This is a genomic window from Hungatella sp., from assembly GCF_046966825.1.
Genome location: NZ_JBKVCZ010000027.1, coordinates 1 through 15633, shown reverse-complemented (window position 1 = coordinate 15633; position 15633 = coordinate 1). Strand labels below are relative to the sequence as shown.

Genomic DNA, 15633 nt, shown 5'->3' with positions numbered 1-15633 from the left:
GTTATTGACCGTCTGGATGATCGTGAAGCTTCAGTGGCATGGTCAGATGGCGGATCATGATCTGATAGGCATCGTTTCCATTACCCTCTCTGAGGGCGCGGTAGTAGAGCTCGTGTTCCTCCAGCGTTCCATCGACACGGCCTGTAACCGAGAGCGCGGTGGCAGATGTTAAGTGGATCAAATACAGCAGGCGCTGGAACAGCTGATTAAACTCATCATTCTCGGCATAACCGACGATGGCCAGATGAAAGGCGTGGTCACTGTCAATAAAGGTCTGCAGGTTATCATCAAAATCTTTTGCCTTCTGCATCTGCTCAAGTATCTGTCCCAGCTCGTCCAGCAGTCGTTTCCCCTTTTCGGTGGAGATCTGTCCGGCTATGATATGGGTGCAGAAGCCTTCAATGGCACAGCGGACTTCGATGGTTTCCTGCATGTCCTTATCCGTCAGGTGGCGGAGCATAAACCCCTTACTGGGGACGATAGAAATATATCCATCCTGGCTTAAACACTGTAACGCTTCCCTGATGGGTGTTCTGGAAATGTCCAGCTCTTTGGACAGGCGCGCCTCAGAGTAGAGTGTGTCCGGCACCAGCTTTCCTTCCAAAATCTGTTCTTTTATGTAATCGTATGCCTTGGATTGTAAAAAGCTTTTTTCTTTCAATGTGATGCATCTCCTGTTTGTTTGACATACCATTATTCTAATATAGAAGTTGTTTTTGGTCAATCACTCTTTTAAAGGGCGTTTTGCAGATAAAAATAATCGATGAAATTGTAAGATTTTGTTTTGTCAGTGTTGACAGTATACCGGTATAGCGGTATACTGGTTGTAAGAAGCAACGGGAGTTATTTATTATATTAAAATAGAGGAGGAAGACAAGATGTGCGTTTATAAGATGGGGAATTTGAGAGTGGTGGATTTAACGAAGGAGCTGGATCCGAAGACGGAGAGCCGGAGATGCCACATGTATCGGTTCAATACCGGGGGACCGATTCCGGATTTCCATACGATTATGGATCTTACCAGCCATCTGGGGACACACTGTGAGTGCCCTTACCATCATGATGACAACTGGCCGAGCGTGGCGGAGCTGCCTCTGACCACATTTATGGGCAGGGCTTTGTATGTGGATTTCAAGGAGGAGGTTGCGCCGGGAACCCACATTACGGCTGCGGATCTTGACAAGGCTACGGAAGGAAAGCTTAAGGAAGGGGATATTGTGATCATTGATTCCTCTTACAAGATTCCTCCGTTTACCCCGGCGACCAACACGGAGGCGGACAAGCGGCTTCTGGTAGGAAAAGAAAGCGCTGAGTGGTTCCGGGATCATAAGGTGAAGTGTGTAGGCTTTGGAGACGGCGTCTCGATTGAAAACTGCAATGAGGATGTCAAGCCATTTCATGATATACTAATGGCTGAGAATATCGTTTTCCTTGAGGTCCTGAAAAACCTTGAGAAGCTGGAGCAGGATGTGTTCTTCATGAGCTACGCCCCCCTTCCAATCCTCGGCCTGGACTCCTGTCCGATCCGTGCATATGCTATCGAGGGGCTGGCAGACTTTTCAAACTAAAAAGTCAGAAAGGCAGGAGGTCCAAATGAAAATAACAGTCATTGGCGCAGGAGCCATGGGCTCCGTCTACGGCGGCCATTTATCAAGGAAGCATCAGGTATATCTGGTAGACACGAATCCGGATATTGTAACGCAGATCAACCGGGAAGGACTGAAGATCGACGAGGATGGCGTGACGAATACGTACCATCCGACGGCGGTAACCGGCACGGAAGGGCTGGGGGAGATGGACCTGGTCATTCTGTTTGTGAAGTCTATCTATTCCAGGGCCGCGCTGGCGGGGAATCAGGGTGTGATTGGGGAGAAAACACGCCTTCTGACGCTGCAGAACGGCGCAGGCCACGAGGACATTTTAAAGGAATTTGTCCCCGAAGACCGTATAATCATCGGCACGACAGAGGACAACGGCGCGGTACTGGCGCCAGGGCATGTGAGAAGAGGCGGAGTTGGTAATACGAATGTAGGGATGCTGACGGAGGATCGGGAAGAATTCCTGCCGCAGCTGAAAGAGGCGTTTGACAGCTGCGGATTTCAGGTGAAAATCCATGAGAATATTCAGTATCTCATCTGGGACAAGCTGTTTACCAACGTTTCCCTGAGCGCAGTAACCGGCATTCTTCAGGTGGATATGGGATTTATTGCGGAGAATGAATACGCATGGAATTTGACGAAGGCGCTGATTCATGAGGCGATTGCGGTTGCCGGTGCGCTTGGCCTTTCCTTCGATGAGGAAGCTGTAACGGAGCGGGTACGTCAGACCTCCATCGGGAATCCGGCAGGATGCACTTCGATCCGTGCGGACCTGCGCGATGGCAGAAGAACCGAGGTAAATACCATCAGCGGTTCCGTGGTGACTGCGGCAGGGCGGTGTGGCGTTTCAGTGCCGAGCCATGAATTTGTCGTGAATATGGTTCACGCGATGGAGATGAAAAAATAAGTTACAACAACAAGCGGCCCGGGGCAGCTCTTGATATCAAGAGCTGTCCCGGGCTTATTCGTCCCTCCATTAAGGAACCGGAAACATAACCGTAAACGTCGTCCCTTCCTCCAGGCTGCTGGATACGGTAATTTTCCCCTTATGCTGTTCTACGATCGTCCTGGCTATGGAAAGCCCCAGGCCATATCCGCCTTCTTTTCTCACCCGCGATTTGTCCGTGCGGTAAAACCGTTCGAAGATATGCTTCTGATCGGACGGAGGGATAAGCTCTCCCGTATTATTGACGGTCAGCACCGCGTGATGGGGGGAGGACTTTAAGGAGACGGATACCGTTCCGTGGATACCGGCGTATTTGCAGGCATTGTCCAGAAGGATTGTGACCATCTGTTTGATCTGGGGCTCGCTGCCGCAGATGTGGATGCCGGGAACGATGTCGTTGTTTAAGGTGACCTTGTTCTCGAAAGCCACCGATTCAAAGAGCAGAACACAGTTCAGCACGCTGTCGCTGTAATCGAACTCGGTATTCGCCGTGTGTGTGACTTCCACCGTGCCCGCATCGGAGCGCGCCAGAAAGAGGAGCTCCTCCACCAGCTGCTTCATGCGGGCTGCCTCCTCCTTCGTGTTGTCAACCCATTTGATCTGGCTCTTAATGGATGAGTCCTGATGGGAGAGCAGAATCTGTAAATTGGCCAGGATGACCGTGAGCGGCGTTTTCAGTTCGTGGGACGCGTCGGCGATAAACTGGTTCTGCTGTTTCCATGCCTGCTCCACCGGCCTTAAGGCCCAGCGGGACAGGAAGATGCTGAGCAGCAGAAAAAGAATGGCGGCGATGAAAAACAGCAGAAGACAGTTAAGGCGCAGCGCCCGGAGGTTGTTCAGCTCAAAGCTCTGATCGGCGAACGCGATGGTGATGCTGTCCGGCGTCTCAGAGCGGATATAGCGAAGGGAGTAGTCTCTTAAGACGCCTCGCGGATCGCCGTTTTCCATGACAAGGTCTGCCAGAGTAGCCGCCATGTCATCGGATACGGAGAGATTGTTTGTGGTTACGTCCGTCACCGTCTGCCCATCCTTTGAAAGGGTGATGACTGCGGTGGGGATGAAGGGAGGCGGCGTATCGTCGGTCCGGCGTCCAGGTTCTACTTTATTCAGTTTTCCTTTGAAGCGGGCCAAATCCTGGGCCTGCATCAGGGCCAGGTCGGTCTGGCGTTCCAGCCGCCAGAGATTGGCATGATAAAAATTCCCCAGCACGATGATGAGAATCGTGATGACCAGGGACATATTGATGATAATGAATTTTCCGCGAAGCTTTTTCAGCATGACGGTTCCTCCAGACGGTACCCCACTTTCCGGACAGTTACGATTTCCACCTTGGAGCTTAAGAAGGAAAGCTTTTTCCGGAGAAAGGAAATGTAGGCTTCCACGTTGTTGTCCTCAGCGTCGGAATCATTTCCCCATACCCTTGAAATCAGCATATCCTTGGAAATGATTTTGCCCGCATTGTTCATGAGCAGTTTCAGTACCTCAAATTCCTTATATCCCAGATGGATGGACTTTCTGCCGCGCACCAGATCGTTGGTTGAAAGATTCAGGGTCAGATCTCCAAAATGAAGTTCTTCCACGACAACCTCGCCCTGTCTGCGGGAGAGGGCGCGTATCCGTGCCAGCAGCTCTTCCGGGATAAACGGCTTCGTCATGTAGTCGTCGGCGCCGCGGTCCAAACCGGTCACCTTGTCGCTTATGTCGTCTCTGGCGGTCAGCATCAGCACCGGCGTCTGGACATGGGCCTTTCGAAGCTTCTTTACCACATCAAATCCATTTTCCCCGGGAAGCATTACATCCAGGACGATGACATCATATTCGCCCGACAGGCCGCAGTAGAGGCCGTCGGTACCGGTATAAACGATGTCTGTGTGATAGTGCTGTTCCTCCATAATCTGCCCCAGCGCGTCGGCCAGTCTCACTTCATCTTCTACGATCAGTATATTCATGAATCATTTCCTTCCTTTTCCGGTATGGCCGAACGGCCGGTCCATATCCTTATCAATATTATAAAAGGGGTTTCCTCGTTTGGCAATCCCATTCCTTTTCCTGTATCCGCATTTTATAGATACTATTATAGAAGGAGAAGCTGAAAATAGCCTGAAACCGGCTTTCAGGTTAATTTCAGGAACCCGTGATAGAATAAACGACAGACTAAAGCAGAACATCAGACAGAGCGCAGAGAGGAGCAAATCGGATGAATGGAAGAAGAGTAGCCGCTTCCATGGCGGTGGTTGTAGCGGCCACGGCTGTGATGCCCATAACGGCGGAGGCGCAGACAAATATTGACTTGAGAAAAAAGGTGATCGGAATATCGGGGATCATGAGTGTGACCAACATGGATTCTGCCATTACGAGAGGGGAGTTTGCCAGCATGCTGGTGAATGCGTCTTCCTACAGGAGTACGGTCAGCAGTGTGAGCAATACCTCTGTATTTGCCGATGTACCGCGTGACCATACGTATGCGGCGTCCATCAGGATTGCGGCAGAACAGGGGTGGATGACGGGATACTTAGGAGGGAATTTTAAACCGGATGAGTATGTGACGCTTCAGGAGGCCGTAAGGGGAATGCTGGCGCTGCTGGGATATGAAAATACGGATTTTACCGGAGACCAGACCGGGGCCAGGCAGTCCAAATACCATTTCCTGGAGCTCGATGAAAATATGAATAAGAGTCCGGAGGAGGTCCTCATAAAGGAGGACTGCATTAATTTATTCTACAATCTTTTAAAGACCGATACGAAGGCGGGAACCATGTTCGGAAAGAGCCTGGGATGCGAGCTGACCTCCGACGGGGAGATCAATCCGCTTACCATGGTGGACAACAGCCTGAAGGGACCGAAGATCGTAAGGAGCAAGAGCCGCCTTTCCGATTATCTGCCGTTTAAGCTGAGCGCTGCCAGCGTATACCTCGATGGGTCGCCGATCTCCAACAGCAGCGAAGCCATCTCTGCGGCGCTGGAGAATGATAACGGTGTGCTGGTTTACTACCATCCGGTATCCAAAACAGTATGGTTGTATACAGTTGGAAGCGAAAATGAGAACGGGCGTTCCGCGGTATTCGGTGAGATCACAAATGTCATATACAATTCGGCCGATCTGATGACGCCGGACGCCATCATACTGGATGACGGCAATACGTATGAACTGGACAGCACCGAGATGAAGTTTGCATTTTCCACATATGGCGATATGCGGGTGGGAGATACGGTCACTCTGGTCTATTCCGTGACAACGGACAGCAACGGTGATGAGACGCGTACCGTGCTTGATTATATTGAAGACTGACAGGAGAGCCTGAGATGAAGAAAATAAGTTTTGGAAATAAGACAAAGAATGGAAAAAAGGGCGGCAGGAAGGGGAAAAAGCTTCTTCTGATTCTGATTCTCCTGCTGGTCGTCATCTTGGGAGTTTACGCGGCGGTTCGGATGAAGGCGGAGAAAGCGGCCAGCGCGAACGTGAAAGAGGTCAGGACCGCGACAGTGGAGACGCGGGATATCACCTCGGAGCTGTCGTCATCGGGTACGATCTCTCCGAAGAATACATACGATATCACCTCTCTCGTGGAGGGAGAGGTGATTGCCGCCGATTTTGAAGAGGGAGATCAGGTGGAGGCGGGGCAAATCCTGTACCAGATCGATACCTCCTCCATGGAATCGGAGCTGACCAGCGTCAACAATTCTCTGACGAGGGCGCAGGAAAATTACGAGGTCGCCCTGGATGACTATAACACGGCGCTCAGCGATTACAGCGGCAATACCTACAAATCAACAGAGGCGGGCTACATCAGGACTCTGTACATCAAAGAAGGCGATAAAGTGAGCTCCAATACGAAAATCGCCGACATTTACGATGACAAGGTCATGAAGATCAAACTGCCGTTTTTGTCCGGGGAAGCGGCTTTCATCGGAGCGGGCAGCGGCGCAGCGCTTACGCTGACGGATACGGGAGAGCAGCTGGCGGGAACGGTTACCGCGGTGAGCAACATGGATGTGACGCTGACAGGCGGCCGGATGTCGGTACGTCACCATCGAGTGGCGAATCAGGTGGTTTAACCACCGATATGGCTGCGACGGCGACGGTGGGGACTTTATCTGCAGCGCGGAGGCTCCTTGAGCCGACGCTGGAGACTGTGATGAATGCTGATATTTCCTCCAGTGTGGAGGTGGGAAAGCTGCTGATTAGCGAGGGCGATTACGTGGGCAAGGGAACCCCTGTTTTCACCATGGAATCGAAATCGGCGGAGAAGCTTCTCCGAGCATATAAGGACTCCGTGGAAAAAGCGGAGGAAACGCTGGAATCCGCCAGGAACAAGGTGGAGAGCACGCAGGATAATTACGATAATTACACGATCACAGCGCCGATCTCCGGTCAGGTGATCACAAAAAATGTAAAGGCGGGCGACAAGGTGGCGAAGAGCACCAGCGGAAGCACGACGCTTGCCGTGATATACGATATGTCCGGCTATACCTTTGAGATGTCGGTCGATGAACTGGATGTAAAGGAAGTGGCCGTGGGACAGAGCGTAGTGATTACCGCAGACGCGGTGAGCGGAAAGACGTTCTCCGGTACGGTGACCAATGTGAGCCTGCAAAGCTCCTACTCCAACGGCGTGACCAACTATCCTGTCACCGTAACCTTAAACGACGGTATGGATGAACTGCTTCCGGGCATGAATGTGGACGGCGTCATCATCCTCGACCAGGCGTCGGATGTGCTTGCCGTGCCGGCCGACGCACTGATGCGCGGCAACAAGGTCTATGTAAAGGACGATACGGTAACGGAGGCGCAGGGAATGGTTCCGGCGGGCTTCCGGGCTGTCGATGTAAAGACCGGGCTGATCAGCGACGATTACGTGGAAATCACGGAAGGACTGTCTGAGGGGGATGTGGTCTATGTGGCTGAGTCCACGGTGAGTTCGTCGTTTAATATGATGGGTGGCATACAGGTAGGTCCCGGAGAAATGGGCGGCGGAGGCGCGCCCGGAGGCGGCCCAGGCGGAAATGGCGGAAGAAGCGGCGGAAGTAACGGCGGCGGTCCCAAGTAATGGCTGGAGGTAGAGATTTGGAAGAAACATTAATTGAACTGAAAAATATCTATAAGATCTATGAGATGGGAGACGAAGAGGTGAGGGCCAACGACGGCATTTCCCTGACGATCAACCGCGGTGAATTTGTGGCTATTGTAGGAAAATCGGGAAGCGGGAAATCGACGCTGATGAATATCATCGGGGCTTTGGATGTGCCCAGCTCCGGCGAATACTTACTGGGCGGAAAAGACGTGGGAAGTATGACGGACAATCAGCTGGCGGACATCAGAAACCGGATGATCGGCTTCATATTCCAGCAGTACAATCTGCTTCCCAAGCTGAATCTCCTGGAAAATGTGGAGCTGCCGCTTCTCTACGCGGGGGCCGGCAATACGGTCCGCCGCATGCGGGCCATGGCTTCGCTGGAGCGTGTGGGCCTGGCGGAAAAATGGAGGAACCTTCCGAACCAGCTTTCCGGCGGGCAGCAGCAGAGAGTGTCCATCGCCAGGGCTCTGGCGGGAGACCCGTCCCTGATCCTGGCCGATGAGCCGACAGGCGCCCTTGATTCGAAGACGAGCCGCAGCGTTCTGGATTTCTTAAAACAGTTAAACGATGAAGGCAATACCATCGTCATGATTACCCATGACAGCTCCATCGCAATGGAGGCGCGGCGCGTGGTGAGAGTGCATGACGGAAAGATCAACTTTGATGGAGACGTAAATGAATATTCTGCAATCCTTTAAAATGGCAATGAAAAGTATTATGGGTAATAAGATGCGGTCCTTTTTAACCATGCTGGGCATCATCATCGGCGTGGCCTCCGTTATCATCCTGGTAAGCCTTGTCAACGGCCAGATGTCTTACATGACGGAGAGCTTCGCAAGCATGGGGACGAACCAGATTTCAGTCAATGTGACGAATCTTTCCACCCGATCGGTCTCTGTGGATGAGATGTATGAATTCTACGAGGACAACAGGGATTTATTTGCCCAGATGACACCGAATGTGACCGTATCCACGACTGTAAAAAACGGGACGGAGTCATCGACCTCGACAACGGTGTCCGGAGTCAGCGAGGAATACCTGGAGATGAAGGATATGGAGTTGGAGGCCGGCCGGTTTATCCAGTATTCCGATATTGTATCGCGCCAGAAGGTGTGTGTGGTGGGATATTATGTGGCGTGGGATCTGTACGGAGGCGTGGATAAAGCCCTCGATCAGACCATTAAGATCGGAGGCAATGCGTTCCGGATCGTTGGCGTGGTGTCGAGACAGGATGACGATGAGCTGGAATCGGGCGGAAGCGATGATTTCGTCTGGATGCCGTACAGCTGTGCCGCGAAGATGACGAGAAACGCCAATATCAGCAGCTACACGTTTGCCACGGCCGATATGAATCATACGGATGAGGCAAAGACGGCGATCGATGATTTCCTCATGGAAATCTTTAAGGATGAGGATTTATACCGGATCACGGCGATGAGCGAGCTTCTGGATTCCCTGAATTCCATGATTGCCATGATGTCCATGCTTCTCGGCGGCATCGCCGGAATTTCCCTGCTGGTGGCGGGCGTGGGAGTTATGAATATCATGCTGGTGTCCGTAACCGAGCGGACCAGGGAGATCGGTATCCGCAAGGCGCTGGGGGCGAAGAAACGGACGATCATGCAGCAGTTCGTCATCGAGGCGGCCGTGACCAGCTCCATCGGCGGCGTGATCGGAATTGTGATCGGATCCGTGGCGACCACGGTCATCGGCACAGCCATGGGAATGAACGCGACGCCGACGCCCAGCGCCGTGGCAGTGTCCTTCAGCGTGTCTGTGGGAATCGGGCTGCTGTTCGGATATATGCCGGCAAACCGGGCGGCGAATTTGAATCCGATTGATGCGCTTCGAAGTGAGTAGGAAGGGTTGCAAAATTGGAATAATAGTGATACTATTTGCATAGTTACAGAAGGAGTAGCTCGTTGGGAGTTGCTCCTTTTTGAGAATGAAGACATAGAGGAGTTTAAATCATATGAAGGTTGTGGATATGCACTGTGATACGATTTCGGAGCTATTTTACCGCATGGAGGAAGGGAAGGAGCATTCGGTTTGGAAGAATGACTGCCATGTGGATCTGGAGAGGATGGAGAAGGGGGACTACTGTCTCCAGAATTTTGCGATGTTTACGTCGCTGGACAGGTATGAGAAGCCGTTTGAGCACTGCATGAAGCTGGTGGACCTATTTTATCAGGAGCTGGAAGAGCATGGTGACCGGATTGGGATTGTGAAAACGTATGAAGATATTGAGGAGAACCGGAGACTGGGGAAAATGTCTGCGCTGCTGACGATCGAGGAAGGCGGCGTCTGCCAGGGAGAAATCGCTTTTTTGAGGAACTTTTACCGGTTGGGAGTGCGGATGATGACGCTTACCTGGAATTTTCGGAATGAGCTGGGCTGGCCGAATATAATCCGGATTGAAGGGGACGAGGCGTATTTTGAACCGGATACGGAGCACGGACTGACGGAGACGGGGATCGAATTTGTCAGGGAGATGGAACGGCTGGGGATGATTATGGATGTGTCCCACCTGTCTGACGCGGGGATTATGGATGTGTTCCGGTATACGAAGAAACCGTTCGTGGCGAGCCACTCCAACGCGAGAACGGTTGCCTCCAATCCAAGAAACTTAACCGATGAGATGCTTAAAACGCTTTCGGAGCGCGGCGGAGTGGCCGGCATCAATTACTGCGCGGACTTTCTGCATGACTGGCAGAGAGGTGAACACGCGGTGAGCCGCGTCGATGACATGATTTTACATATGAAGCATATGAAGAAGATCGGCGGAATTCAGTGTATCGGGCTGGGATCGGATTTCGACGGAATCGGCGGGGAACTGGAGATAAAATCCCCGGAAGACTTGCCGGTGCTGGAGCAGGCCATGAGAAGGGCCGGCTTTACGGAGGAGGAGATCGAGGGCGTGTTCTATAAGAATGTGCTTCGTGTATACAAGGATATTTTAAAATAAGACAAAATTTTACATAGATTTTACATTCCCGTGCATCATACTTTACATAGATTTGATATAGTGCTTACATAATCAATCAATTTATTTCATGAAAACCGGGAGGGGACTATGTCAATCAATGATTTACAGATGCTGTTTAAATTTATCGGGGGTCTGGGAATGTTTCTCTATGGCATGAATGCCATGGCGGACGGACTGCAGAAATCTGCGGGACACCGGATGCAGCAGCTGTTGGGAGCATTAACGAAGAACCGTCTGATGGGCGTGATTCTCGGAGCGGGTATTACCGCCATTATCCAGAGCAGTTCCGCCACCACGGTCATGGTCGTCGGCTTCGTAAACGCCGGGATTATGAACCTGGGCCAGGCGGTCGGCATCATTATGGGCGCCAATATCGGAACCACGGTGACCAGCTGGATCGTATCCGAGGCGGTGGGCGAGATGCTGAAACCGGAGTTTTTTGCACCGGCCCTGGTGGGCGTGGGTGCGGTCATGACGCTGTTTTGCAAGAACAGCAGGAAGAAGCAGACGGGAGAGATCCTGGTGGGCTTCGGCGTGCTGTTTATCGGTCTGACCTTTATGTCGGCCTCCATCACTCCGTACCGCGACGCTCCGATATTTGCGCAGGCATTTGCGGTTCTGGGACGAAATCCGTTTCTCGGTATCCTGGCTGGTGCGGCGGTGACCGGAATTATCCAGAGCTCTTCCGCGTCGGTGGGTATCCTGCAGACACTGGCGTTAAACGGAATCGTGAACTGGCAGTCCGCCATCTTCATCACGCTGGGACAGAATATCGGCACGTGTGTGACGGCGCTGATCTCCAGCGTCGGAGCCAATAAGACGGCGAAGCAGGCGGCCGGAATCCACCTCCTGTTTAATACGGTGGGAGCCGTGATCTTCGGAATTGTGATGTATATCATCTTTAAACTGAATCCGGTGTTTGCGTCATCGACGATCAGCAGTGTGGAAATCTCTATCTTCCATACCGTATTTAATGTGAGCAATACGATACTCTTATTCCCCTTCGCGGGACTTCTGGTAAAGGCGTCAAGCTTCATGATCAGAGGCAGCAAAAAGGGAAAGGAAGAGACGGAGGGCTCCCAGATGGAGCGCCACCTGGACGAGAGAATTTTAGAGACGCCGTCCTTCGCCATTGAGAATGCGACACAGGAAGTAATCAACATGGGAAAAGCGGCGCTGGAGAATTTTGATATTGCGACAGCGGCCTTACTGGATAACAGCAGGGCAGAAGCGGAGCAGGTGGAGAAGCTGGAGGCAAAGATCAACCAGTACGAGAAGCTTCTGACCTCCTATCTGGTCAAGATTAACAATCAGTCCCTGAATGAGGAACAGCATCTGCTGGTGAAGAATTTATTCTATACGGTCAGCAACTTTGAACGCGTCAGCGACCACTGTGAGAACCTGTCGGAGCTGGCGGTGGAGAAGGCGGACAAGAATATCGTATTTTCCGTGGAGGCGGCCGGCGAGATGAAGGAAATGATAAAGACGGTGCGTTCCGCACTGGAGCACGCCATCAACGCCAGAGGCGGCGCCGGAATGTCTGAGGTACGGGCCGTGGTACAGAGTGAGGAGAGCGTGGACATGCTGGAGGAAGAACTGAGAGAACGCCATATTGAGCGTCTGTCCAGCCATAAGTGTACGCCGGAAAACGGCATCGTATTTTTGGAGGCATTGAGCAACCTGGAACGTATTTCGGATCACGCCCATAACATAGCGGGATTTGTGAGAGATGAGATGTAGGAGGCGCGTATGGAAAGAATCTATGTGGTAGAAGACGACGACAATATCAGGGATTTAATCAGAATCGCCCTGGAGGGCTTCGGGTATAGTGTCTCCGCCTTTGAGATGGCGGAGGACGCCCTCAAAAGCATTGAGACAGACATGCCGGATCTGGCGGTGTTCGATCTGATGCTTCCGGGGATGGACGGCCTGAGTGCGATTAAGAGAATCCGGAAAAATGACGCCCTGGCAGACATGCCCATTATCATTCTGACCGCCAAGGACAGGGAGTTTGACAAGGTGGCGGGACTGGACGGCGGCGCTGATGACTATATGACGAAGCCCTTCGGCGTCATGGAGCTGGCGGCCAGAATCCGGAGTCTGCTCCGCCGCAGGGCGAGAAACCAGACAGAGGATGAGATTTTAGAGAAATACTGCATCAGTCTGAATAAAAAGACCAGAGAGGTTTTAAGCAGCGGGAAAAAGGTAGAGCTGACTTTAAAAGAATTCGAACTGCTTTTGTACCTTATGGAGAATCAAAGCAAGGTGGTCACCCGGGATGAACTCTTAAATCACATCTGGGGCTACGATTACGACGGAGAGACGAGGACGCTGGATATGCATATCCGAACGCTCCGCCAGAAGCTGGGCGAGGAGGGCGGCTTCTGCATCCGCACGGTGCGCGGTGTGGGCTACCGCTTTGTGAAGACGGAGGAAGGCTGATATGCGAAAGGCCATATTTGTAAAATTTATTCAGGTAATCCTGGCGGCGCTGATCTTAAGCAGCGCCATCTTTTATATAGCAGCCAGCAGCGCGCTCTTAAAGAGCTCCAGAAAGGACATGACCTACACTCTGCGGGCCATCGACAGCGTTCTCGACTATAGCGGGGATTTACAGGGTGAGGTGATGATGCTGGAGGAGACGGTAAATGACAACAGCAGCCGTTTTACGGTCATCAGAAAGGATGGAAGCGTCGCGGCCGATACGGGCGTGGTGGATACTTCTTCCATGGACAATCACCTGGACCGGGAGGAAATTAAGGAAGCACTGGAATCGGGGAGCGGCTCCTCCAGGAGATATTCCGATACGCTGAAGAAAAATATGCTGTACGTGGCTTATGAATCGGATCACTCTGACTATATCCTGCGGATGGCGGTACCGTTTACCGGATTTAAGGAGTATTTGATTCTCCTTCTTCCAGCCGTCTGGCTCAGCTTCCTGGTGGCGCTTATCTATTCCGCCTGCTCGGCCGACAGCTTTGCGGCCTCCATCACGAAGCCGCTGAAGGAGATATCGCAGGAGATGCTTAAGGTCAACGGGGACTACACGGAGCTGACCTTTGAGACGTACCAGTATCCGGAAATCAACATTATCGCGGAGACGACAACGGAAATGTCAAAGAATGTCAAGGAGTATTTAAACCAGATCGAACTGGAGCGGCAGATCCGGCAGGAATTCTTCAGCAACGCCTCCCACGAGTTAAAGACACCGATCACGTCGGTACAGGGCTACGCAGAGCTTCTGGAGAGCGGAATTATTCAGGATGAGGAACAGAAAAAGGACTTCATCCGGCGGATCAAGAAGGAGGCGGTCCACATGACCAGCTTGATTAACGATATCCTGATGATCTCCAGGCTGGAGACGAAGGAGGCCGAGATGGTATGCCAGGACGTCCGGATGTCCATCGTCCTGGACGACGTGCTGGAATCGCTGAAGCCGCTGGCGGCCTTTCACGAAGTTCTGATCCACGCAGACTGCAAACCGCTGTGCATCTACGCCAATGCCCGCCAGATGACGGAGCTTTTAAGCAATCTGCTCAGCAACGCTATAAAATACAACAAACCGGGCGGAGAGGTCTGGGTGACCATCACAGAAGAAGACAAGGAAATGATCATACGGGTAAGGGACAACGGCATGGGAATTCCAAAAGAATCCCTGGGGCGCATCTTCGAGCGGTTCTACCGGGTGGACAAGGGACGAAGCCGCAAACAGGGCGGAACCGGCCTGGGATTATCCATTGTAAAGCACATTGCGGGTTATTATCACGGAACGATTACGGTACAGTCTGAACTGGAGGCAGGGACAGAATTTACGGTAAAGATTCCAATTTGACGAATTTTGTGATAAAATGAAAAAGGCTAATCACAAAAGGAGGTGTGCGGAGTATGAATCAATTTGTATTAACATGCTGTTCCACGGCAGATATGAAGAAAACGTATTTTGACGAACGTCAGATTCCCTATGTCTGCTTCCACTACTTAATGGACGGGGTGTCCTACCCGGATGATTTGGGGCAGAGCATGCCGTTTGATGAGTTTTACAACAGGATTTCAAAAGGCGCCATGCCGACTACATCACAGGTCAACGTGGCTGAGTTCCATGATTTTTTTGGAGCTATATTAGAGGAGGGAAAGGATATTCTCCATATCAGCCTTTCCTCCGGTATTTCAGGAACCTATAATTCCGCCTGCAGCGCGGTGGAAGAGCTGAAGGAAGAGTACCCGGACCGGAAGATTCTGGTGGTGGACTCCCTGGGGGCTTCTTCCGGCTATGGACTGCTGGTGGACGCGGCCGCGGATTTGCGCGACCAGGGCCTTTCTCTGGAAGAGGCGTACCGGATTACGATGGAGCGGAGACTTCACGTGCATCACTGGTTCTTTTCCACGGATTTAACCAGCTTCAAGCGGGGCGGCCGTATTTCAGCGACCTCAGCCATGCTGGGGACCGTATTAAACATATGCCCGCTGATGAACATGGATCACGAGGGACATTTGATTCCCCGCCATAAGATCAGGACAAAGAAAAAGGCGATGCAGGAAGCGGTCCGGATGATGGAAGAGCACGCCGATGGAAAGAACGGGTACAAAGGGAAATGCTTCATCTCCTGCTCTGCCTGTGAAGACGACGCGAGGGCCGTGGCCGAACTGGTGGAGACGCGCTTTTCGGAGCTGAATGGCAGAGTGCTGATCAACAGCATCGGAACCGTCATCGGAGCCCATACGGGACCGGGAACCGTGGCTCTGTTTTTCTTCGGAGACGAAAGAAAGGATTGACAAAAAAAGCAGGCAGTGATAGACTGACATACAACAGGGAGCTCGTGCGGCGGGCTGAGAGGAAGTGCTCAAACTTCGACCTATTACCTGATTTGGATAATGCCAACGTAGGGAAATATGAGATGACAGGGATATTTGCCGCCCATACCAGACGTTTGGTATGGGCGCTTTTTTTGTTTCATGGGAAAGCTTGTCCTATGAAACAAAAATCCGGAGGCCGCTGAAGCAGCCGCGCTCCGGCGCAAGAGTCCGGCT

General features: G+C 52.1%; 13 protein-coding genes, 1 pseudogene and 1 riboswitch. Of the genes and pseudogenes, 11 read left to right on the top strand and 3 right to left on the bottom strand.

Going from position 1 to position 15633, the window contains the following annotated elements:
- Position 1 precedes the first annotated feature (1 nt).
- Complete coding sequence (locus ACLTD4_RS10900) at positions 2-661, bottom strand: GntR family transcriptional regulator (RefSeq protein WP_055652892.1); 660 nt, start codon at positions 659-661, stop codon at positions 2-4.
- A gap of 217 nt (positions 662-878) precedes the next feature.
- On the opposite strand from ACLTD4_RS10900, the gene ACLTD4_RS10895 reads away from it, so the two are divergent.
- Positions 879-1568: a cyclase family protein gene (locus ACLTD4_RS10895; protein ID WP_055652891.1), complete on the top strand. Its 690-nt coding sequence runs from the start codon at positions 879-881 to the stop codon at positions 1566-1568.
- 25 nt (positions 1569-1593) lie between these two features.
- The gene (locus ACLTD4_RS10890; protein WP_117620607.1) at positions 1594-2505 is read left to right on the top strand and encodes a ketopantoate reductase family protein; all 912 of its coding nucleotides are present in this window, start codon (positions 1594-1596) and stop codon (positions 2503-2505) included.
- 69 nt (positions 2506-2574) lie between these two features.
- Here the strand turns inward: ACLTD4_RS10890 and ACLTD4_RS10885 are convergent, their stop codons facing one another.
- On the bottom strand, positions 2575-3822 hold the full coding sequence (locus tag ACLTD4_RS10885; RefSeq protein WP_117620608.1) for a sensor histidine kinase: 1248 nt from the start codon (positions 3820-3822) through the stop codon (positions 2575-2577).
- Positions 3816-4493 carry a response regulator transcription factor gene (locus tag ACLTD4_RS10880; RefSeq protein ID WP_002603896.1) on the bottom strand — a complete coding sequence of 226 codons (678 nt, stop codon included), beginning with the start codon at positions 4491-4493 and terminating at the stop codon, positions 3816-3818. The genes ACLTD4_RS10885 and ACLTD4_RS10880 overlap by 7 nt, the downstream gene beginning before the upstream one ends.
- A gap of 248 nt (positions 4494-4741) precedes the next feature.
- On the opposite strand from ACLTD4_RS10880, the gene ACLTD4_RS10875 reads away from it, so the two are divergent.
- The 9 genes and pseudogenes from ACLTD4_RS10875 (at position 4742) to ACLTD4_RS10835 (ending at position 15378) form a co-directional block, all read left to right on the top strand.
- Positions 4742-5833 (top strand): S-layer homology domain-containing protein, encoded by a 1092-nt coding sequence (locus ACLTD4_RS10875; RefSeq protein WP_055652887.1) that lies wholly within the window; start codon positions 4742-4744, stop codon positions 5831-5833.
- A 14-nt stretch (positions 5834-5847) separates the two neighbouring features.
- A pseudogene (locus tag ACLTD4_RS10870) lies at positions 5848-7592 on the top strand (efflux RND transporter periplasmic adaptor subunit).
- On the top strand, positions 7592-8317 hold the full coding sequence (locus tag ACLTD4_RS10865; protein WP_117620610.1) for an ABC transporter ATP-binding protein: 726 nt from the start codon (positions 7592-7594) through the stop codon (positions 8315-8317). The pseudogene ACLTD4_RS10870 and the gene ACLTD4_RS10865 overlap by 1 nt, the downstream one beginning before the upstream one ends.
- On the top strand, positions 8301-9479 hold the full coding sequence (locus ACLTD4_RS10860; protein WP_055653138.1) for an ABC transporter permease: 1179 nt from the start codon (positions 8301-8303) through the stop codon (positions 9477-9479). Before ACLTD4_RS10865 ends, ACLTD4_RS10860 begins: the two co-directional genes overlap by 17 nt.
- Positions 9480-9591: 112 nt before the next feature.
- Positions 9592-10584 carry a dipeptidase gene (locus ACLTD4_RS10855; RefSeq protein ID WP_117620611.1) on the top strand — a complete coding sequence of 331 codons (993 nt, stop codon included), beginning with the start codon at positions 9592-9594 and terminating at the stop codon, positions 10582-10584.
- Between the two features lie 108 nt (positions 10585-10692).
- Positions 10693-12345 carry a Na/Pi cotransporter family protein gene (locus ACLTD4_RS10850; RefSeq protein WP_412331309.1) on the top strand — a complete coding sequence of 551 codons (1653 nt, stop codon included), beginning with the start codon at positions 10693-10695 and terminating at the stop codon, positions 12343-12345.
- A gap of 9 nt (positions 12346-12354) precedes the next feature.
- Positions 12355-13047 (top strand): response regulator transcription factor, encoded by a 693-nt coding sequence (locus ACLTD4_RS10845; RefSeq protein WP_055652882.1) that lies wholly within the window; start codon positions 12355-12357, stop codon positions 13045-13047.
- A gap of 1 nt (position 13048) precedes the next feature.
- On the top strand, positions 13049-14437 hold the full coding sequence (locus ACLTD4_RS10840) for a sensor histidine kinase (RefSeq protein WP_055652881.1): 1389 nt from the start codon (positions 13049-13051) through the stop codon (positions 14435-14437).
- 53 nt (positions 14438-14490) lie between these two features.
- Positions 14491-15378 carry a DegV family protein gene (locus ACLTD4_RS10835; protein WP_117620613.1) on the top strand — a complete coding sequence of 296 codons (888 nt, stop codon included), beginning with the start codon at positions 14491-14493 and terminating at the stop codon, positions 15376-15378.
- A 24-nt stretch (positions 15379-15402) separates the two neighbouring features.
- A riboswitch (TPP riboswitch) is annotated at positions 15403-15510 on the top strand.
- The last annotated feature ends 123 nt before the right edge of the window (positions 15511-15633 follow it).

Bases quoted from the DNA above. Each gene is read 5' to 3' on its own strand.
- ACLTD4_RS10895 (WP_055652891.1), top strand. From the start codon at position 879: ATGTGCGTTTATAAGATGGGGAATTTGAGAGTGGTGGATTTAACGAAG.
- ACLTD4_RS10890 (WP_117620607.1), top strand. From the start codon at position 1,594: ATGAAAATAACAGTCATTGGCGCAGGAGCCATGGGCTCCGTCTACGGC.
- ACLTD4_RS10885 (WP_117620608.1), bottom strand. From the start codon at position 3,822: ATGCTGAAAAAGCTTCGCGGAAAATTCATTATCATCAATATGTCCCTG.
- ACLTD4_RS10880 (WP_002603896.1), bottom strand. From the start codon at position 4,493: ATGAATATACTGATCGTAGAAGATGAAGTGAGACTGGCCGACGCGCTG.
- ACLTD4_RS10875 (WP_055652887.1), top strand. From the start codon at position 4,742: ATGAATGGAAGAAGAGTAGCCGCTTCCATGGCGGTGGTTGTAGCGGCC.
- ACLTD4_RS10865 (WP_117620610.1), top strand. From the start codon at position 7,592: ATGGCTGGAGGTAGAGATTTGGAAGAAACATTAATTGAACTGAAAAAT.
- ACLTD4_RS10855 (WP_117620611.1), top strand. From the start codon at position 9,592: ATGAAGGTTGTGGATATGCACTGTGATACGATTTCGGAGCTATTTTAC.
- ACLTD4_RS10850 (WP_412331309.1), top strand. From the start codon at position 10,693: ATGTCAATCAATGATTTACAGATGCTGTTTAAATTTATCGGGGGTCTG.
- ACLTD4_RS10845 (WP_055652882.1), top strand. From the start codon at position 12,355: ATGGAAAGAATCTATGTGGTAGAAGACGACGACAATATCAGGGATTTA.
- ACLTD4_RS10840 (WP_055652881.1), top strand. From the start codon at position 13,049: ATGCGAAAGGCCATATTTGTAAAATTTATTCAGGTAATCCTGGCGGCG.
- ACLTD4_RS10835 (WP_117620613.1), top strand. From the start codon at position 14,491: ATGAATCAATTTGTATTAACATGCTGTTCCACGGCAGATATGAAGAAA.